Origin of the sequence: Sabulicella rubraurantiaca (genome assembly GCF_017355885.1) — a bacterium.
GTDB lineage: Bacteria > Pseudomonadota > Alphaproteobacteria > Acetobacterales > Acetobacteraceae > Roseococcus > Roseococcus rubraurantiacus.
The window spans coordinates 804,485-824,106 of the sequence record NZ_JAFEUU010000001.1 but is presented as its reverse complement, the minus strand read 5'-3'; the positions used below and the strand labels follow the sequence as shown (position 1 = coordinate 824,106).

The window sequence follows — 19,622 nt, the reverse complement described above, 5'->3', positions numbered from 1 at the left end:
TCTCGCGAGGCATCCATCCCACGGGAAGCATGCGGGACTACTTTCAGGAGGTGAGCCTCGGAAAGGTGGATTGGTCGGCACCGTCTCCGACTGGATCCGCCTGCCTCAGCCCTATTCGTACTACACCAACGGCGAGTCCGGCACGCAGTGGAAGAGCTACCCCAACAATGCCCCACGGATGGCGGAGGATGCCGTGAAGGCGGCGCTGGAGAAGAGCGTCCAGTTCGACGCCTCGCTGGATACCTTTCAGAAAGGGATCATCACGGCGCTCTTCATTGTGCATTCAGGGCGCGGAGCCGAGAAACAAGCGCGGCAGCTGCAGGGCCAGCACATCTGGTCGCACAAATGGAACTTGAGGAATCCCGTTCAGGTTTCGAATGACCTTTGGGCGACGATCTACCTGACGGTCGGTGGGCGTAGTGCCCAATCCTAACATGAAGTGGCTGAACTCCGTTGAGGACCGTCTGCGGCGCCAAGTGCACGGCTGGTTCCTCGTGCCGGACGGCGTCAAGGAAACCATCGCCGTCCTGCAAGACGCCGCCTACACGCCGCCGCAGGCTCTGCTCGACGCGGTGAAGGAGCCACTGCGCAGCAGGATCCGCGAAGGTTTGGCATTGCCGCGCACCGAACTTCGCTACCGGTGGGCCCGTGCAATAATGCTGATGGAGACTATTAACCAGATGGGCAACGGCGCGCCTCACCCGCTCGCCTCCGCTCGCTTCCAAGCCTTTTAGGAGGATCTCGTCGCTCTCCGTCAGAGCTATCGGGCATTTCTGCACCGTGGTGGGGCTGACGCCGAAGCGCTGGGCCAGTGCCCTTACGCTCTCTTGACGGAGCTGGATCGCTCGACGGATTGCCTCCGTCGAGCTGGCGCTTCCGTGAAGAACTTGGCCCTTAGCGCATCCCTCGCGGCACGGTGATCAACCTTACCACCACACCGCGGGATCGAACATCTAGTCGTCCCGCACGCTGATGCCGTCGAGAAGCATCACGCAGAGCTGCATCCGGCGCTCTTGTAACAGGTCGAGTAGCCACTCTCAGACCCGGCGCGAACTCTGCGGACGAAGCCAAGCGCCGGAGGCTGGCAGGGACCAAGTTCACCGGGCCTTACGTGTCCTTCGGATCCGTTTTAGTTACGGCTGAGGGCCACCGCCAACGTGTGACGAAAATCATAGTAGGCACCTTCCCCTTGGGCGGAGCACCATCGCAGCCGACAGGTTCAGGCAACAAAAAAACCTACAACTCCAAGGTGGCCAAGCAAGACCGCTAAATCTGGCAGCAGGGCGTGGAGCTTTACGGGCGGAAGAAGGAAAGCGCCCCATGACCGGACTAATAAATTTCCCCTAAAGGCCGCAATGATAATTTTGTGCCATGACAACGCCAACGAGAACGAAGCCTCTGGCTCTTGCATCCGATAGGCTGAAATGTGTTGACCGGGTGCTGAAAATTCATGCAAGAATCTCTGCTCGCGGATGGGGCTTTCAATATGTACGTCGAAATTCGAAAGTTTCATAACAAAGCGAGCTTGGCTGATAGCCTTGCCCCCCCGGTACGCGGCGAACTCGTTCCATTGCTAGCTAGCATGCCGGGATTTGGACTTTATTGCGCATTTTCTAGCACGGATGGTGACGTGGTTTCAATCACCATTTTCGATGACTATAGATCTGCTATGCGAGCTAGAATAAAAACTCGTGAGTGGATTGGGACGAAGCTCGGAAACCTCCTCACAAAGCCCCCAGAAATTTTCACAGGAGAAGCAGTGGTATGCGACCCGTTGCATATCACGCCGGCATCTACCCAAAACTGGGCCTCGAAAGGTTTCATTGTTCATGTTTACGAAGACATCGGCCCGAAAGAAAACGCTACGATTTTGATGCGAAACCACGTCGTTGAGAACTTCAAGGAGGAGCAGGGATATAGCGGATGTTATACTTTCCTTGATGAGAGAAGCGAGAGTTGCGGAGTTGCGATTGCAGTTTTTGATACAATAGATGATGCCTCGGAGGCAAGCGAGAACGTTCGAGTGAAAGCTCGAAACATGCGCTTGACGGCGAGCGATCCAACATCAATTCTCGGTTCGCCTAGAATTTTCACGGCCGCCAGTCCTGAACAAAAGGAAGAATTTAATAGTGATTCAGCGCTGCGAGCTGACTTAACTTCTTCCGCCGACGAAGCGGAGAAAATTTTTCAGATGGCAGTCGATCTTTACTGGGAAATCAGAAGGGGGGTCCGGCAGATAAACGAAGAAGCCGAAACGGAACTCGGGAAATGGGTTAATATACTATCCTATGTCGTTGACAATTCAATAGATAGAACTCTTGAGCCTGCGCGCGCAAAGGATCTAATGAAACGGGCTGAGCTGGCCATAGATGTTATCTTACTGAAACCTCAAGGTAGCTTGAATCTCGTTCGGGAGATGAGGCATGAGATAATTATGGATATATATAGGGCGGAAGACAAGTTCTCAAGACAATTGTTGCAGTTTACGAACGGATCTCCGAGTTTCACGGTGGTGTTGGGAGTGGTCACGGCCTCATTCTTCTTTTCGCTGTTGCTGGCCGTTATTCATATCTTTCCTCAGATCAACATCTTCACTCGCATGGATAGGTATTTCCAGCATACAGTCGCTCAACAGCCGAACGCATCAGGGTCCATCGTTGACCAAACTGTGCTTGCGGCGGGCTCAATCGAGGGAGCCGCCATTGCAGCGTTCGCCGGAGGGGTGGTCAGTGTCCTAACGAGGCTTGAGCATTTTGAGACACGTCGCGGTATAGACCCCAAGCTACTATTTCTCAACGCGGTGTCTCGGCCTTTCATTGGGGCTGTGATGGCGATGTTCATAGTTGCAGTTCAGGGGTTTGGTCTCTTCAGCATTGCTACGGCGAACCCTGCAGAGGTTAAGTTTGCATTTTTTTTGATTGTAGTCGGGTTTCTGGCTGGGTTCAGCGAGCGGTTCGCAACCGACTTTATTGGGAATGTAGAAGGAGGGTTGGGAAGCCGCCGTTCAAGTCCTCGCGGACAACCTAATAATTAATAAGGGGGTTTTGTTAAAATCAGGAGGATGCGACTCATATGCCGCGGAAATGGCTCAATCCGATTTGGCGAAGGTTTCGGGTTAAAATGGGCATGCTGCATTGTGATGTCGTCCGTAGAGCGTGGTGGTTAGAATTGGCCTCTGGGCTGGAGCCAAGCTGGCAGGGTTTGGCTTAATCAGGGGGGGGCGCGTCGTGAGGCCCGGCGCATCACTAAGGTTGCGATCTGTCAGCTGTTAAACCTTTGTAAGAACCGATCGCGGCGAATATTTGAGTTTGTATCGGATTAACCTGCTCTGATATGTAATATCTCGCGTTAACAGTGGCTGGATGAGCAAGCATGTCAGACGAAACGCCCGTCGATATGTCAGATCAGAGTTTTCTCTCCTTTCTTCGGAAAAAACTCTCCGCACTCACGCCCAAGCTATGGGCATTGTTCGGCGTGCTCGCTGTCGGGATTGGAAATTTGGCGGGGGCGATCGGGCATCTGGATGCTGCGCACGATTTCGCAGTTGATTATCTTGGCATTCAGAGCTCGGAGTTGCTGCATATTATTTTGACAGTCGTATTTGGTCTTTTATTGTTGGCTGGTTATTCATTCGTTGCAGTGTGGGTATACGTTCGCTTTGTGAGGCGCAGATCTCGACGGGTCAATTTTAGTTTTAAAATTTTCGCAGTATTAGCGGCCGTATTATTGGCTATCGTTGATATAAATTATGCTTTCCCGCCGAATCCAGATGTCTATCCTGTTGCAGAAAGGATACGCCGAGATTTACGCCGTATACTTCTGCTGCAGCTGGAGCCAAGCGGTGGATTCCGCTTTTCTAGAAATAGCAATATCCATGATACTCAGGTCTGGACATCTGCTCAGATTCTTTACGCGCTCCTAACATATAAGGGCAGCACGAGAGACCATCAAAGTGATGTGCGGCGAGCGTTTGAATATATTGAAAGAGTTCGCCTACCCGGCCCGGCGCAGGGATGGGGTTATGTGGAGGGGGTTGACTGGGGAGTGACTGAAATTGCTGGGTGGGTAGTGCTGGCTACATCGGCCGCGCTACAATCAGAGCCCCCGATCTGGACTAGTGACGAGGCTTCGGAAGTTATCCGTCGCCTCGAGCGCGATCTGTTGCTCATCATCTCGAGACAACATGACGACGGTGGATGGCCGCCGGTCCCAAGAACCAACAATCCAGCGCATTTAAGAACTTATTCAACGGTTATGGCCGTATGGGCCTTGACTGAGGTAAGGAGGGCAGGAATACTCGGCGATAGAGATAGTAGCTTGTATGACCGGGCGGCCCGAAACGGGGTAGCTTGGCTTTTATCGAAGTGGCACTTTGACCCATCAGGTCAAGGGGGATGGCAGCCAAACCCGGCTTTGAATGCAAGAGACGAATATTTCCCTGGTCTTTCCGCTCAAGTTTTATACGTTTTGGAAGCCGCGCGAAGAGTTTATGGACATACCGCGGATGAGATCTCATATATGCGATCTCGTGAAAACTTTCTCAAAATAGCTAATGGGCAAATCGGCGAGAGTTTTTCGCTGCGCAATCGCCCTGTTTCTTCGAACCAACGCGCCCACGATTCCGATAGATATCTTACGGGCACGCAGTACATGGTCGAGGGGTCAACATTCCTTTGGTACCCTTGGGCATTAGCTGCTACGGCCGGATGGTTGGTCGCACCCTCCGAACTCACGGCCGACGAAAGTAGATTAGCTAGAAATTTGCTCGGCTCCCTGACGCGGAAACTTAATGGCTTATGGATATTCGCTCAGCGTGATCCGGTCGCCTACCCAGCGGCAGAGGCGCTGATAGCGATAAACCTCTTTATCCAGTCCGCCTCCGCGCAGACGGCAGTGCCCTCTCGTGGACAATAACGCGCTTGGCCTTTGTGAGCCATTTAGAAGCGACTTCTAATTCGGCGCTAGTCTGAGTTCGAATTTAGTCGCGGCTCCGCTTTGTGGGTCGGCCAGGCATGCCCTTCAGATGGGTGCCGGTTCCGTCGTGGACGACGCGCCGACCAAGGCGGATCCGCCCGGGCTGGTCGAGCTGGGGCGCAACGTGGCACTAGTGGTGGACACGGTGCTGGCGAATGGCAGGGTGCTTCGGGTCTCGGAGACGATCGTGCCCGATGTGCTGGGACGGCTGGCCGCGGCGCTGCACGGCTGATGCTGGCGCTGCATGCGGGCGTGCGGGTGCACTTGACGCTGGGCACCACGGACATGAGGAAGGGCTTCAATGGCGTGCCCGCACAGTGCAGATGGTGCTGCACGTCGATCCCTCCTCGGGCCACGTGTTCCTGTTCCGTGGCAAGCGCGCTGATCTGCTGAAGGCGCTGTGATGGGACGGTTTGGGGCTGGTACTGTTGGTCAAGCGGCTGGAGAAGGGCCGCTTTCTCTAGGGCAGAATCCGTTCATTCGGGCTCGTATCCGGTAGCGGTGAAGTAGTTTGCGCACTCGGCTGGCGTGAAGGCGGGCAGTGCGTCGCGGTTGGCATCCCAAAGGTCTTCGATGGTCCGGGCGGCCGCCTTGCGCAGCAGCGCCTTGAGCTTGGCGAAGGCGTTCTCGATCAGGTTGAAGTCCGGCGAGTAGGGCGGCAGGAAGCAAAGCCTTGCTCGCGCGCGCTCGATGGCCTCTCGCACGCCGTGAGGTTTGTGCGCCGGCAGGTTGTCCATGATCACGATATCCCCGGGCCGCAGCGTCGGCACCAGCACCTGCTCGACATAGGCCAGGAAGGTCCGACCGTTCATCGGCCCATCCAGCACCATGGGCGCGGTCAGGCCCGACAGCCGCAGCGCGCCGGTGAAGGTGGTGGTCTTCCAATGATGGGGTGGACGCCCTCCCGACGGCACCGACGTGCCAAAATGGGGCGTTGAAAACCACTGGAGGGAGACGTCCGTGACAGAGGTTTGCACCATCGGCCTGGACATCGCCAATAACGTCTTTCAGGCGCACGGCGCGCATGCCGCTGGCGCGCCGGTGTTCCGCAAAAGGCTGCGGCGCGATCAGGTGCTAGCCTTCTTCGCCGCCCAGCCACCTTGCCGCGTCGCCATGGAAGCCTGTCCTGGGGCTCATTACTGGGGTCGTGACATCGGCAAGCTTGGCCATGAGGTCCGGCTGATCGCGCCAGCCTACGTGAAGCCGTTCGTGAAGCGGCAGAAGAACGACGCAGCCGATGCCGAAGCGAGCTGCGAGGCGGCCCAGCGCCCGACCATGCGCTTCGTCGGCGTGAAGAGTGAGACCAAGCAGGCCTCGGCCGTGATCTTCCAGACCCGTGACGTGCTGGTCGGACAGCGCACGCAGCTCATCAATGCGGTCCGGGGGCACTTGGCGGAGTACGGCTTTGTCGCGCCGGAAGGGCCCTTCCACATCGAGCGGCTGATCGACCAGATCGAGGACCCCACGTCCAACGTGCCGGAAGCCGCACGCGTCTGCCTCGCCGTGCTGGTTCGTGCGCTCCGCCACCTGCAGGAGCAGACCGCCGCGCTTGATGCCGAGATCGCTGTGCGCGCCAAGGCCGACGACGTCGCCCGCCGCCTCATGACGGTTCCGGGCATAGGACCGCTCGTCGCCACCGCGATCGAGGCACTGGCTCCGCCGCCCGAGACGTTCCGCTCGGGGCGAGACTTCGCGGCCTGGGTTGGTCTGACGCCGGTGCAGCGCTCGACCGGCGGCAAGGAGCGCCTGGGCCAGACGTCGCGCACGGGCGAGCGGACGTTGCGGCGCCTTCTCATCATCGCCTCAAGCGCGGTTGTGCGATAGGCGAGGCGCAAAGGCGTGCCGGCCGGCTCGTGGCTGAGCCGGATGCTGGTGCGCAAGCCACCGATGCTGGTGACTGTGGCGCTGGCCAACAAAACCACGCGCATCGCCTGGGCACTGTTGACGAGGGGTGGGATTTATCGGGCTCCGGCTGTCACCGCGTAGGCGGGGCGGACGCGAGGTTGGTGGGGGTGTGAGGAGGTCAAAGGACAGGTATGTCGCAACGTCGATGAGGCGGGGTCGGGAGAACCAGGCACATGGCGAGCGCTCCGAGCGCGTTCCAATGATGTGGTCTCGACCCTCGTACTCCCATACGGGCCCGCGGCATGTGACCCGCCGCATCAGAGGCCGGACACGGCTATGGACGGCCCCACCCCACGCGGGTGATCTTGGCATTCTAGCAGCACGGTCGCCTGCAGTCAGCTATCCGGTCTCGTTTGGACCCTGATGGTTTCCGCGAAGCGGCGTCCAATCATTTGGCGCTCTCCAGGAGCGATGTATGCGTCGGACTTCGCCGCTTCCGGTCCTGCAACCGAACCTGCCATCAACCTCAACTACCCTCGCAGACCATGGGCGGCAGTGTCACGCTCACTACCGCGCAGCTGGCGTTGCTGCTCGAAGGGCGCGGCTGGCGCACGCCGACGCCCAGCTGGAAGCCCGAGATCACCGTGTAGGTCACGCGGCTTTCGGCTTGCCCCGACGCGGGCCTGTCTGAGACGATTCCTTCGTGCCAGCCCAGGTCGACCTTACGATGCCTGAAGATCCCACTGCGCCGGCTTGCGATGATCCTGCCGCTGCGGAGCAGGCTGGCCGAGGAGCGCGCGGCCGGCCATGCCGCCGAGCTGAGCCTGCAGCCAAAGACATTGGAGGCCGAGCGGCTATGGGTGCAAATCGCGCGGCTGCGGCACGAGCGGTTCGGCGGCTCCTCGGAACGCATGGCCGCCGAGGACGAGCGGTCGCCCCTGCAACTCGATTAGGTGCTGGCCGACATCGCCGCCGCAGCGCCGAGGAGACGACCGAGGCGAAGTCCCCCCGGAGAAGGACACGCATTGGGGCCGCAAGCCGCTGCCCGGGAGCCCGCCGAGGAACGACGTCATGCACCTCCGCCAGGCAGCAACAACTGCGTCTGTGCTGCTTTTATGTGCAGCTTTTAGGGGTGCGCTGCGCAAGGTGGGCAAGGATGTGACCGAGGTCCGCGAGTATCAGCCACGCCGGTTCGAGGTGGTGCGCCATATCTGCCCTTGCCTTCTCCTGCCGCTCATCCGAGGCGATGACACAGGTGCACATGCGCGCCCTGCTCATCTGGCGCGGGTGGCCCGGCCTAGGGCTGCTCGCCCATGTGCTGGTCGGGAAGTACTGCGACCACCTGCCGCTCCATCGACAGGCGGAGATCTTTGCCCGGGAGGGACTGGACCTGCCGAAAGGCATTCAGGCGGGCTCAGCGGGCAAGGCGGCCACGCCAGCCGAGCGGCGCTTGGGCGGAAGACCTGCTCGAGCAGCTCCGGCAGCTCGACCAAGGTGATGGCAGTCTGCCTCGATGGCGGCGAGGCTCACCACACGAAGAGCTTTAGTCCTGTGCGAATGTACACCTGTACCCGCCTAAATGCCAGAGAGGAGGCGATATCGTGATCGTCGAGCTCAAGTCTTTAGGCCGCCGGTTTAGGTCCTCGAAGGGGCCAGCCGCTGTGCGACATATTGCAATTGTCGCTTCAGCTTTACTGCTGCTGCTGCTCACAAGGGAGTACAGTTTTAGAGATGCGACGCTGCGTGTGGAAAGTGCGTTCCAGCACCTTGTTCCCAAACGGCGGCAGATGCTCTGCAGGGATGACGGCGAGGTCGCACCTACCGTTGAGAAGGTCGCCGCAGAGCTATTACCGGGCTTGCTCAGCTACCCAGCAACAGAGACCGAGAGGCGACGCATAGCTGATCAAGCCGTCAAGGTTCAGCGGCTAGAATGCATGCATGCGGATCTTCTTAAAGGCTATATAGCTAATTCTTACATGTCGCTGGTGGTGAGCATAGTATTTGGCGCAATTTCTGCTGTTGCGCTCTTTTTCATGAGCTCTAAGGGGTGGTCGGCATCGAGCAATTACTTAGTAACTGTGCTGGTGACCTCAGGCGCTATAGCTGCATTTTTTGGGGCTTTTCCTGGAATGTTTCAGCAGCCCGTTATGGTGACAGCGAATAGGGTACAGGTGGTGCGTTACGAAGCACTCCTTGATGGCATGGCCAGTCACGTCGTTGCTCCGAGGATTATCCCGGTAGCTTGCTTGAGAGATGCTATAGGAGTTGGGCCGAGAGTATGCGAGCAGAGGTATTCATCCGCGGAATTTATCGCCTGTACAGACGCAGCGCTGGCTGCGCTCGAACTGCCCTTTGCGTTAGACCCCGACGCGGCTCCAAATTATGCTCGAAGCTTGGGTGGGTCCCAGTGAGAGATGCGTTTGCAGAGACCAAGACCCACGGCAATAGCCCCGCCTAACACAGCCTACGCATTTGTAGGCATGGCAAGTTAAATCGACAACCAAGGGGTGGAGTGCACCCCATCCATCACCAGCGCTCCGCTGACCCACGGAAGTGCGTTTGACCTCAAGCATACGGATCGACCGGATGGCTGCGCAAATTATCTGGCGCCGTGAAGGGAAACTGAGGACAAATGGTACTCTAAAACAGAAATGCTATGCGTGCGAATAGATCCCTTTTTGGCTCACGCAGGTTGGCTGCGTTACGCAAGGGGCGCAAGGCGAAATTTAGGGCCGAAGCAGCCGGGAGCTCACGGCTTGAGAATTTCAGGCCCATGGCGAGGAGGCTGCGCTCTGCCTGCCAGGAGCACACCAATCAGTCTTGCCGAGGTTCTCTAGGGAGACGGTGCTGGCTTCGGGGGGCCGGGTGGTCGCTGTTCTTCTTGATCAGAAGCAGCGTCCCCTGTCCGGACTAAATTCTGGGGTTCTGTGCTCGTGCTGGGGCGGTTATTCACTGGGATCGGCTGCCCATTGGCGCTCGGCATAGGAAGTACAATCGGCGCAGGTGGCTGCGCCCGCAGCTTTCCCGCAACGGCCTCAACCATGGTTTCGATGACCGAGAAAACCACTTCGAGTGAGAAACCGACAAAAAAGGCCACTGCCGCCAAAGTGAGGGTGAACCCACCGAGTTGAACGGGGGCGTCGCCAGTCCAAACGATCCCGACAAGGCCTCCTAACATCGTTGCTAGTAACACACGCAATAATGAATGCGAACCATCCCGAAATTCGAGAGTCCAGTTCGAGAGCCTCTGGTCTAAGCGCCGTAGCGCGTAGGCACATCCGCCAACGCAGCCGAGTAGGAGCGGTAAAACGAAGCCAGTGAGGAGGGAGATCGAACTCGAGGTTCGCAGTTCGGTCCGCCTCCAGTGTTCGCCTAGTGACCGTCCGTACCACATGCTCGTGTGCCATAACTCGCCTTGTGTAGCTATGGCATGGGACGCCATCCCGCTGCAAAATTCGAGGCCGGCTTGCCGGCACGTAAAACGCACGAAGTTGATAGGCGCCCCGACAATCCATCGCACCATTCCATACAATCTCTCGGTGCGCTGGTTCCACCCCTCTAGTTGGCGAAAAACGAGTTCCTCGCGCAGAAGTGACTGCACATGCTTGGAACACAGCGCCTGTGCTCGCTCGCCTTCTTCCGTTCCAGCCGGAAGTCGTCGTGCGGCTAGGTGATTGGTTTGGTCCCGACTAGTCATCCTATTATCGGATGAGTTCCGCGCTGGAGGTCCCTCGCCGCTCGGCGGATGGCAAAAGCCTCGATAAGCTTCGCCTTGTGGCCTTGCGCTAACGGTTCTACGTACATCGTCTGGGGGCGCCATCCAAGCTTCATTTGGAAGATCGGACATGCGCTCGGCCGTCTCAGCCAAGTCGGCGCGCACGGCCTGGAGTTGCCGCATGCTCCTTTGCCCACTGTCTACATGAGCGAGCAAGAGCACGGATATTAAAGTCGCCAGTACGGCGATGGCGACGATCAAAAGCATCAGCTTTTTTAATCTCTTTGCGCGCTTCTGAACTTCCTTCGGCGGCTCCAGTCCCTCGACAGGCACGCGGAGATACGCAGCGGTGAGACGGATGCTGGTGACGCTCGCTGGAGCAGCACGCTGGGCTAAATTGTCAACCAGGACCGCCAGTTGTTCCATCTGTGCGCCGCTAGCCGAAACTGCCTCGGGGCTCGAAGTGAGTATATGCGCAACCGGCTGTGGATATTCCGCTGCGCCTCGCCAGCTCCCCACCCCGGGCTGCACGAGTGGCCGATCGACATGTCTAGCAACATACCTGAGCAGGAGGCGGCCATCACGCTGCAGTTCGCGAACGTAATCTTTCGCGAGGCCAGAATCATCGGTCTCTCTACGGAGGGAAGGCTGATTGAAAATCATGTGGCCCTCGGACTTTTTCTAAGAGGCGGCGTGGGAACTGCCTGTCACCTCGAACTGGCTTTGGTTCTTGTGGGGCCTACCATACCAATTGCCGCTTCGACGCTCTGCCGACGCCCTTGAATCCCAGCTGCAGAGCCCATTCGGGGTGCCTCAGCAACGACCCCGGCTGCTGCTTCACCACATATGCGGCGGAGCGTCGTCATGCGCGTCACTGGGTCGTTGTCGAAGTCACCATGGTGCGCCGCGTCGCTCTCTTTAGCGCCAGGTGCCACGATCCAGCGTCGGTCATCTCCATTCCAAAAGTCCTCTCGAAGGTGCTTAGCCACGTCGCGCGCCAAGCCAAGAATTGGCGTCCCCTGCTGGTGTTCTTGCCACGGAATGCGCGGCTGTGCCTCGAGAGCCGCGCTGACGAGGTAGAGAAGCGACTTGTGGTAGATGTGGGCGCAGTGGTCGTCGCGCTCCGTTCGGTCATCTAGCGTGAAGAGGTCGAAGGCGCCGATCTGCCCACTATCGATCAACGGTCGGTAGGTTGATTGGAAGAGCTCAATTGTGCATGCGGGCGCCCAGAGGCTCAGGCTCGGGATCGGCACCGATGCCTTCGCCAATTGTTGAGCCAGCGGGGCGAGAAGGATGGAGCCGGCGCTATGCGCGACCAAGTGAACCTCATCGAGATCGCCTCGCATGTGCAGAGCGACGAGATGATCCGCAGTCTGTCGCGCCGCACCCTCCACATGGGCCGCGGCGAGGTGCGCGTTCTCCTTCATCTCATCCCATAGCGTTCTGCCGCCTAGGGCCCGTGCCACCGGTTCGAGCATGTCATCGAGGCGATCGAACATAAAATCTTTCAGCGCGTCTAGCGGACCTTCGGAGCGCCGCCGCGCCATCGCATCGCGCAAAATGTTTCCCAGCGTTGCCCAAGCGTCACTGCGCCAAATAAAGGAAAGCGGGTAAGCCTCGGCCTGGAGCATCCGCGCCCGATTCTCTGCGACGTATTGGACCGCGGTACTCTGTTCAACGAGACCGCCATGAGCGTAGAGGACGACACGCCTTCGGCGCCAACCCGACATTGCCTTGGGTAGGTCCGTGTGGATAACATTGCGAAGGCCTTGTTCGGTTAGGCCGTAGGTGCCCTTTTCGTCCAGCACGCCGTCGTTTCGGGTAGTGACAATATGAGGCCGCAAGGTTGCGTAAATGGCGCTTTCGTAGCTGCGGGGCGCGCCGGCGATCATCCTTCCTTGGCTAACGGGAAGGCCAAAATCGACGGGCGCACCGAGCGCTGCCACCCAAACATCGGTGCCGTTCGCGAGCCAGTCGCCGTATCCGAGGCGAGCCAAGCCGCTGCTGCCCCATCCCTTGCCCCAGCTGTTCTGGATCCAGAAGCCAATGTTATCGTAGCCAACAATCGCAAAGGCGTGGCCGCCGATTACTCCCTCGTGGAAGTCTATTTGCTCGTCGCCCGGCCGGACTTTTTGCCATCCCTCATGCACCTGCGCGGTAGCATAAAGAACACCGACCTCAGTGATCGCCGCGTGCATGCTGACAAGATCTTTATGGTTTACTCGAAAATATGCGCCGAGCGGACGTTGAAGAGCATTGGCAGACCGCTTTTCATTCAATGTGAGATCGCCCTGGTTGTCCCTCCAGAGGGCGAGAGAGCAGAGGCCGTGCTTATGCCAGCCCTTTACTGCGCCGCGTGCGCTTGATCCCTCGTATGCCTCGCCCGGCCATTCGTCGTACCGGCGTGCCATCGTGTAGAGCATCCAAGCACTGACCTCATCCGCTTTGGGGGCTCTGCCACGGACGCGGAGGAGATAGTTTGCAACGGCAGCTAGGCCGAAGCCGGTACACGCGCCTTCTGTGCCCTGATCGAGGACAGGTAGTCTGTGCGCTCGGTATGCAGCAAGGTCGGATGCTGGAGGCACAGCTACTAGAGCAGGGACGTAGAGTTGATCGCGGAAGTCCAGTGTATCGGGCAGAGCGTCAAAGCGGCGCCGCTCCGCGACGCGGCCAGCCTTGCTGTTCCTCGCTTTGCCTCGTGTTGGCGGCGATTTGTCCGATGGATTAGGTTTTGTCGCCATAGTTGCCGCTCCTTTTGCCTCAGGTTGGCGGACGACGGCGCTGGCGTTCAAGTCCTGAATCTAGTTTCCGCGAAGCATTTGTCGGCGGGCTTGCCGTGCCGGGAAAAATCAAAGGCACGCGAGTAGCATACGAGGTGCCTGAGATTGTCGGGTTCCGCGGACGCTTGGCTCACGACGCTCTTCACGAGGATTAAAGGAAACCTGGACCGCCGCGTGCACGAAGCGGCGCCGGACGTCCGGCCTGGGCACGCGAGGTGATACCACGCATATGCACTAGGTTCACGCCGAGGGAGGATCGTTATTTCCCCTCACGCCCCCGTCACAGGCGAATGGGCCCCGGAGTATGGCGCAAGGCTGAGCCCTCCCTTAAAGCACGCGACAAGGAGGTAGTCTGCCTAAGCAGGGCGTAAAGATAAAGCGTTTTATGGCTGCGCAGCAAATGAATTGTGTTGATGCTGTCGTGCGGATTAAGCCAAGCTGTGTCTAAGCCGGGGCCAGGGGAGACGTATCGCATGGGCCCGTCAGCAAATACCTGTCACCTTGACGCCTCTACGCGGCGCTCCCCTCGGCGCTCTTATCCGTGCTTGCCAAGCTCGCCGTCCGGCGGCAGGAATGTCGCATCGAGACCTCTTCAGAATAGCCCGATGACCAGGGCGATGCGTAGATTGATCCTTATGTGGCCGTTGGCGCTGGGGGCCTGCGCGTCCTCTGCGGGGCTCCCCGAGATGCGCAGCTATGCGGAAGCGTTTAGCCGCACGCATCGTGCTTCGGAAGATCTCCTGAACGAGTTTGCCATTGCTGAGCGGAGGCTGGGCCGCGAGGAAGGCCGTGCGGCGCGAACGCGTGCCCTCGGCGTGGACCCTGTCTTCGACCCCGCACGCGCGGTCTATTTCGCTTCCAGCGCAACGCCGCCGATGGCGCAGGCGAGCCGCCGCGCTCTCGCCGTGGTCGCCGCCTACAATGAAGGCCTCCTTGCACTCGCCGAGGGCCGGGGTCTGAGTGAGCTGAGGGGCGAGGCGGCGAAGCTGGGCAGCGAGTTGCTCGCGCTGGGATCGGTCGTCGGTGGGGGGCCAGTTTTGGCTGGCCTACCCGCGATACTGCCGGTTCTTTCGGCGGTCGCTGACAGGGCACAGCAGGCGGCCTCACGGGCCGCCTTTCGCGAGGCTTTTCTGGAGGGTTTTCAGACGGTCGACCAGATCCTGTCGGAACTTCGGGCAGGCGTGCCGACGATGTTCCTTGTGCTCACCACGCCAGGCGTCGACCGGCTGCGCCGCGCCCGCCTCGATGGAGCCGACCTGCCCGACCGCGCGGCGATCATGAGCCGCCACGAGGCGTATCGGACCGCACTGTCGGATTGGGTAGTGCTGCTGGAGGAGACCCGCGGCGCGATAAGGGCGGTGAAGACCGCGATCGAGACGGCATCCAGCGTTCAAGGAACAACAAGCCTCGCGAATGCAGCCGACATGGCCGCGCGCACGGCGCGCCTGCGCGATCTGTCATCAGCCATACGCGCCGCGGTCATGCGCGCGCGGGGCGAGATCTGAGTGGATAACAAGACCTGAGAAGGAGAGAGACGAGATGGCGACCAGCACCGACACGCTCCGGCTCATTCTGGAGGCCGAGATGCTGCTTTTTGAGCGGCTAGACGTGACCACAGACCCCGCCGAGAAGCAATCCCTGCGCACGCAGATCGAGGAGTTAGGACAGCTTCGGGCGCGTGCCATCTTCGATGATACGCTTCAACGCGCCAACACTCTGAACGCACTCAGCGACACGCTGACCGGCACCATCGCTGGCATCCGGACACAGCCACTCAACGGCATCGCCCGGCGGATCGAGGATCTGCTCGACAATGTCGGGTTCGCGCTGGCTGATTCGGCCGCGAATGTGCGGGGCGCCCTGTCGACCGACGAGGCCGAGCCTGCGCCTGCCGCTCCCGCGAAGCTGCATGAGCCGGCCCTCGCGGTAGCCGGCGGGACCGCGGCGACGCTGGCCGATTCCGCAACAGCGACTGCCCCCGCCCTTCCCGAGGCCGAGGTGTTAGCGAAGGAGTACGAGGAACTCTTCGGAAGTTGCGCAGTCAGGTCTGAGCGGGTCCAGGAAGTCCGCCGCATCACGGCCCGTCTTGCCGCCAAATCTGCGGTCTACGAGGACGCCGCCGCCGCCGCGGGCGGCAACATCCCTTGGTACTTCGTCGGGATCATTCACGCGCTAGAAAGCAGCTTCAGCTTTTCGACCCACCTTCACAACGGTGATCCGCTCACCGCCCATACCGTCCGCGTTCCGACGGGGCACCCAAAATCAGGCTCGCCGCCATTCTCCTGGAAGGACAGCGCTGCGGATGCGCTCCGGCTGAAGAAGTTCCACCTTGAAACTGATTGGGCGTTGCCGAAGCTGCTCGAGCGTTGGGAACGATACAACGGCTGGGGATACCGCAAGCGCGGCACTCGCTCGCCCTACCTGTGGAGCTTCTCGACCCACTACGCCAAGGGCAAGTTCGTGGCCGACGGGCGCTACGACCCGGAGGCTGTCTCGGGCCAGTGCGGGGCAGCCGTGCTTCTCTGGCAACTCCTTCAGGATGGCATCGTCAGCCTGGACAGCAAGCGCAACGCCCTGTCGGCCGAGGCGGCGCTCGGCACGCGCGGCGCGGTTCTGCCACCGCAGACCAAGTCGGCTCTGCCTTCTTATGTACGAGCGGAACTCGATCTTTCTGACGAGGTCGCCGAGGGCAGCCGCAAGAAGGAGGCTGTCAGGCGCATCCAGGAGTGGTGCACACTGCACGGCTTCGGGACGAAGGTGGATGGGGATTTTGGCGCAGGCACGCGCGATGCGGTCCGTGACTTCCAGGTCGCACGGGGGCTGCTTGGAACTGGCATCGTGGATGTGCGGACGTGGGCGGCCCTGACGGCACCCCTGCATCGCGCTCTTGCCCCGCTGGACGGTGCTGCAGCGGGCCTCCATAGCGCGGTCATCGCGGTGTCGCGGCAGCATTTGAAGGAGCACCCGCGAGAGGCAGGTGGCGACAACCGCGGGCCTTGGGTGCGGCTATACATGGCGGGGAAGGAGGGGAGCGATCAAGCTTGGTGCGCAGGCTTCGTGTGCTTTTTGCTGCAGCAGGCGGCCTTGGCCTTGGGGCAGGACATGCCGCTCCGTCGGCAGGTGGGGGTCGACGCGCTGGTCGCTGATGCGAAGCGCGACGGCCGCTTCGTGCAAGGCGACAGCCTTCGCTCCTCCGAGGCTCGGATAAGCCGCCTACCCGCGGGGTCACTCTTTGTGATCCGAAGTACGACCAACCCCAATGACTGGATTCACACCGGCCTTGTGGCTGAGGCGAGGGCCGAAAGCTTCCTGACGATTGAGGGTAATACAAACAGCGACGGCAGCCGAAACGGCTTCGAGGCCACAACGCGCAGCCGAAGCTACAAGCAAGCCGACTTCGTGCTGATTGCTTGAGGGAAAAGCGGAATGGACGGGCTCAGCAAGGCTGTCGTGTAAAGACCTACGGAGTGTACGCATTTTTACGGCGCCTCTGGCTTGGGAGAAGTGTCTATGGCAAGTGGAAGAAAGAGCGAAGGGACTCCCACGACAAGCAGGCGTCGAATTATCCTGCTGCTCGATGGAACTTGGCAGGACGCGGCTTTCAACCCACGTGACACCAACATTGTACGCATCCGCGAGATCGTCTCGCGCTATCTAGCTAGGCACGCGACACCGCTGCGCGCAGGTGCCGGCAGACCGGGACCAACGGACGACGGCGAGAGCGTCGTTAGCCACGCGCCTGCAGCAATACCCGCGGCCGCTTCGGGTCGGGACGACTGGAAGCACCTCGTCTACTACCAGCCCGGAGTGGGCACGAGGTTCGGGCTTGACCGTTTTAGGGGGGGTGGCTTTGGACTCGGCCTCGATGCGAACGTACGTCGCGCGTACAAATTTCTTTCCTTCCATTACGAGCCCGGTGATGAAATTTATGTCTTTGGCTTCTCCCGCGGCGCCTATACGGCCCGTTCCCTGGTCGGCTACTTGGCTGCCGCAGGTCTCCTCACTCGCCAGCACTGCACACCTGAGCGAGAGGCCTTAGCGTGGTCCTACTACCGGACTCCGCCTGACGACCGTTCGCCCGGCGTTTGGCACGCGCTGGGTGGACATGTGCACGACCGCGACACCTTCCAAATCGAGTGCATCGCCGTCTTCGACACCGTGGGTGCGCTTGGCGTACCGCTCGAGTTGCTGCGGCGCCGCAATGTCCTAAAGTATCAATTCCACAACGTCGAGATGCCATCAGTCAGTCGAGTGAACCTGCACGCGGTCGCTATTGACGAGCATCGCATCCCGTTTGAGGCCGCGGTTTGGCGCCAGCACAAGTTTAAGCAGCTAAGCTCGGTCGCTGAGCAGGTCTGGTTTCCCGGCGCTCACTCGGACGTCGGTGGCGGCTACGAGGACCTGGAAAGCCGGCGCGACCAGGAGCCAGAGCTCGACGATTTGTCCCTCGATTGGATGCTGCGCCGGATTCGGGTACACTGCCCGGGCTTTCCCTGCGACACGGACGATCTTCCCCACGGAGCTGACGGCAGCCGCTCGGGAGAGGCGGCCGCACTGGCGCCGCAACACGAACCGCGCACCGGGTTCTACGCCCTGCAGCGGCGCGCGCGCCGGTCGATCGCCAATGTCCCAGTTCCCGTCGGGTGGTGGGAGGTCAACCTCGGCCGCGAGCGGCATGTAGTGCCCGCAGGTGAGATGATACACGTGTCAGCTCTTGAGCGGCTTGGTCGGGAGGTAGCCATCGAGGGCCGAACGGCCATCTATGCGCCACCGTCGCTGCTTGCCGTGTTGGAAGCTATTGGCACTACCTACGGCGCGAACTCAGATAGCAACAGGGCAGAGCACCCCATTCCAATAGTCGATTGGTCAGGGGAGCAGTTCGACCCCGCCGCGCCCGCGGGGCGCAAGGCGGCACTGCGGTGCCTCGACGCAGCACGACAGAGGCTTCAAGCGGCGGGATTTTGAATGAAGCAGTGAGGCACACGAGCTAGGTGCGTCTGAGTCAGCGCGTGCGCTTTTCTCGCTTAGGGCGGAGCAAGTGCAAGGACTGGGTGAAAGCAAGGTACAACCCTCTAGGCCCGCATAGACCAGATGTTCGTTTGAGGCAGGGTGGCCCGCCTCGCGCTGTGCAGGATGATCAAGGGTTGCGCCGGGCTGGCCAGCGCTTCGCATGCGCACAGGAGACGGGCCGTGAAAGAAGAACCGCCTGTAATGGGAAGTGGGAGTTAAGGGCGCTGAGGCGGCTAATCGCCCGGCCGGCATGTAGCAAGTGCTAGAATAAAGCGAGGCCAGTCTCCCTCCGACATACCGCCATCCGAGACTGAAAAACACGGTTGGGGGGACAGAACTTCAAAGGGGGAACGCGAAATGCGGGGCATAGGACCACTGGCAGCCATGGCGCTGTTGACGTTAATGGGCTGCGGCAATCGATATTTCACCGACCGTGCAACAAACCCGGTTCTCGAGGACTATGTTAGCGAGCGGTCCGGCGAGCCGCTGTACGGTATGTTATCCAGCAGTGCAGGGCGCCGGACGGTGCTGGTTCAGATGCCAAGGGCGCAGCAAGTTCGGGTTTGTCCCGAACCACCAGCCGATGCCGTGGAGGCCTATGCCAATGCGGTGGCGGCCTCGGTGCAAGCAGGCGGGGCCAACAGAGCGTCCTTTGGCACAGAGGCCTCTCGCACCTTCGCGACGGCGGCGACGCCGATGCTTTATCGATCGCAGGGACTCCAGCTCGCGCGCGATCAGGCCTTCCAGTATTGCGCCATGTTCATGCAGCGGGTGATTGATGAGCGGACCTACATTCAGTTGATGCGCGATCTCCTCCCGCCGGTGGAGCGCATCATTAAGGCCGAGATGCCGGCACTACGGGCGGCGGCGTCTCGGCCAGCGGTAACGGTCGCGCCTGTGTTGAGCGGGACCGTCCCGCCTGCGCGAGCAGCGACGGAGGCAGGCGGGCAGCGCGCGGGCAGCTCTGGAGGAGGCGGGTCGGGTGAAACGACAGCTGCAAGTCGTTAGGAACTCGCGCACTATGTGTTCGGCCTAGGGCGTGGACTCAATCACGCTCAATAAGTGATGGCTGTGATGAGGCAGATGGCGGCGAAGAAGTCGCTTGCTGTCTTGTCGCAGCGGGTGGCGATGCCGCCGAAATCCTTGATGCGACAGAAGGTGCGCTCGATGACGTTGCGCAGCCTGTGACGCGTGGCGTCATCCAGGCCCGCAGCCAGCGCACCGCGCCGGCCACCGACACCCCGGCCGCTTGGCGGCCGCATGGCCATCCCCTCGCAGCCGGTCATCGGCGAGGTTCA

General features: G+C 60.3%; 14 protein-coding genes and 2 pseudogenes. 13 read left to right on the top strand and 3 right to left on the bottom strand.

What is annotated here, in order from left to right:
- Positions 1-70 precede the first annotated feature (70 nt).
- The 5 genes from JTJ31_RS03970 to JTJ31_RS03950 all read left to right on the top strand — a co-directional run bounded on the left by JTJ31_RS03970 (position 71) and on the right by JTJ31_RS03950 (position 5,206).
- On the top strand, positions 71-433 hold the full coding sequence (locus JTJ31_RS03970; protein WP_207537263.1) for an immune inhibitor A domain-containing protein: 363 nt from the start codon (positions 71-73) through the stop codon (positions 431-433).
- Between the two features lies 1 nt (position 434).
- Positions 435-734, top strand: a complete 300-nt coding sequence (locus tag JTJ31_RS03965; RefSeq protein ID WP_207537262.1) for a hypothetical protein — start codon at positions 435-437, stop codon at positions 732-734.
- 896 nt (positions 735-1,630) lie between these two features.
- The gene (locus tag JTJ31_RS03960; protein WP_207537261.1) at positions 1,631-3,034 is read left to right on the top strand and encodes a hypothetical protein; all 1,404 of its coding nucleotides are present in this window, start codon (positions 1,631-1,633) and stop codon (positions 3,032-3,034) included.
- A gap of 338 nt (positions 3,035-3,372) precedes the next feature.
- Positions 3,373-4,914: a terpene cyclase/mutase family protein gene (locus JTJ31_RS03955; RefSeq protein ID WP_207537260.1), complete on the top strand. Its 1,542-nt coding sequence runs from the start codon at positions 3,373-3,375 to the stop codon at positions 4,912-4,914.
- 109 nt (positions 4,915-5,023) lie between these two features.
- Positions 5,024-5,206: a hypothetical protein gene (locus tag JTJ31_RS03950; protein WP_207537259.1), complete on the top strand. Its 183-nt coding sequence runs from the start codon at positions 5,024-5,026 to the stop codon at positions 5,204-5,206.
- Positions 5,207-5,450: 244 nt separating this feature from the next.
- On the opposite strand, the pseudogene JTJ31_RS03945 reads toward JTJ31_RS03950, so the two are convergent.
- Positions 5,451-5,870, bottom strand: a pseudogene (locus JTJ31_RS03945) (IS630 family transposase); the annotation flags it as partial.
- Between the two features lie 64 nt (positions 5,871-5,934).
- Here JTJ31_RS03945 and JTJ31_RS03940 point away from each other — a divergent pair.
- The 4 genes and pseudogenes from JTJ31_RS03940 (at position 5,935) to JTJ31_RS03925 (ending at position 9,230) form a co-directional block, all read left to right on the top strand.
- A pseudogene (locus JTJ31_RS03940) lies at positions 5,935-6,960 on the top strand (IS110 family RNA-guided transposase).
- Between the two features lie 617 nt (positions 6,961-7,577).
- Positions 7,578-7,772: a hypothetical protein gene (locus tag JTJ31_RS03935; protein ID WP_207537258.1), complete on the top strand. Its 195-nt coding sequence runs from the start codon at positions 7,578-7,580 to the stop codon at positions 7,770-7,772.
- A 293-nt stretch (positions 7,773-8,065) separates the two neighbouring features.
- Entirely contained in the window at positions 8,066-8,317 is a 252-nt protein-coding gene (locus JTJ31_RS25315; RefSeq protein ID WP_408015374.1) for an IS66 family transposase, read from the top strand.
- A 103-nt stretch (positions 8,318-8,420) separates the two neighbouring features.
- Positions 8,421-9,230 (top strand): hypothetical protein, encoded by an 810-nt coding sequence (locus tag JTJ31_RS03925; RefSeq protein ID WP_207537256.1) that lies wholly within the window; start codon positions 8,421-8,423, stop codon positions 9,228-9,230.
- 2,011 nt (positions 9,231-11,241) lie between these two features.
- Here the strand turns inward: JTJ31_RS03925 and JTJ31_RS03920 are convergent.
- Positions 11,242-13,275, bottom strand: a complete 2,034-nt coding sequence (locus JTJ31_RS03920; protein ID WP_207537255.1) for a C1 family peptidase — start codon at positions 13,273-13,275, stop codon at positions 11,242-11,244.
- Between the two features lie 725 nt (positions 13,276-14,000).
- On the opposite strand from JTJ31_RS03920, the gene JTJ31_RS03915 reads away from it, so the two are divergent.
- From JTJ31_RS03915 to JTJ31_RS03900, 4 genes are all read left to right on the top strand, one after another.
- Positions 14,001-14,819 carry a hypothetical protein gene (locus JTJ31_RS03915; protein ID WP_207537254.1) on the top strand — a complete coding sequence of 273 codons (819 nt, stop codon included), beginning with the start codon at positions 14,001-14,003 and terminating at the stop codon, positions 14,817-14,819.
- A 34-nt stretch (positions 14,820-14,853) separates the two neighbouring features.
- On the top strand, positions 14,854-16,728 hold the full coding sequence (locus tag JTJ31_RS03910) for a peptidoglycan-binding protein (protein WP_207537253.1): 1,875 nt from the start codon (positions 14,854-14,856) through the stop codon (positions 16,726-16,728).
- 96 nt (positions 16,729-16,824) lie between these two features.
- A complete protein-coding gene (locus JTJ31_RS03905; protein WP_207537252.1) occupies positions 16,825-18,279 on the top strand; it encodes a T6SS phospholipase effector Tle1-like catalytic domain-containing protein in 1,455 nt (484 codons plus the stop codon).
- 429 nt (positions 18,280-18,708) lie between these two features.
- Positions 18,709-19,332: a hypothetical protein gene (locus tag JTJ31_RS03900; protein ID WP_207537251.1), complete on the top strand. Its 624-nt coding sequence runs from the start codon at positions 18,709-18,711 to the stop codon at positions 19,330-19,332.
- A gap of 47 nt (positions 19,333-19,379) precedes the next feature.
- Here JTJ31_RS03900 and JTJ31_RS25310 read toward each other — a convergent pair whose 3' ends face one another.
- Positions 19,380-19,610 carry a transposase gene (locus JTJ31_RS25310; protein WP_207537250.1) on the bottom strand — a complete coding sequence of 77 codons (231 nt, stop codon included), beginning with the start codon at positions 19,608-19,610 and terminating at the stop codon, positions 19,380-19,382.
- Positions 19,611-19,622 lie beyond the last annotated feature (12 nt).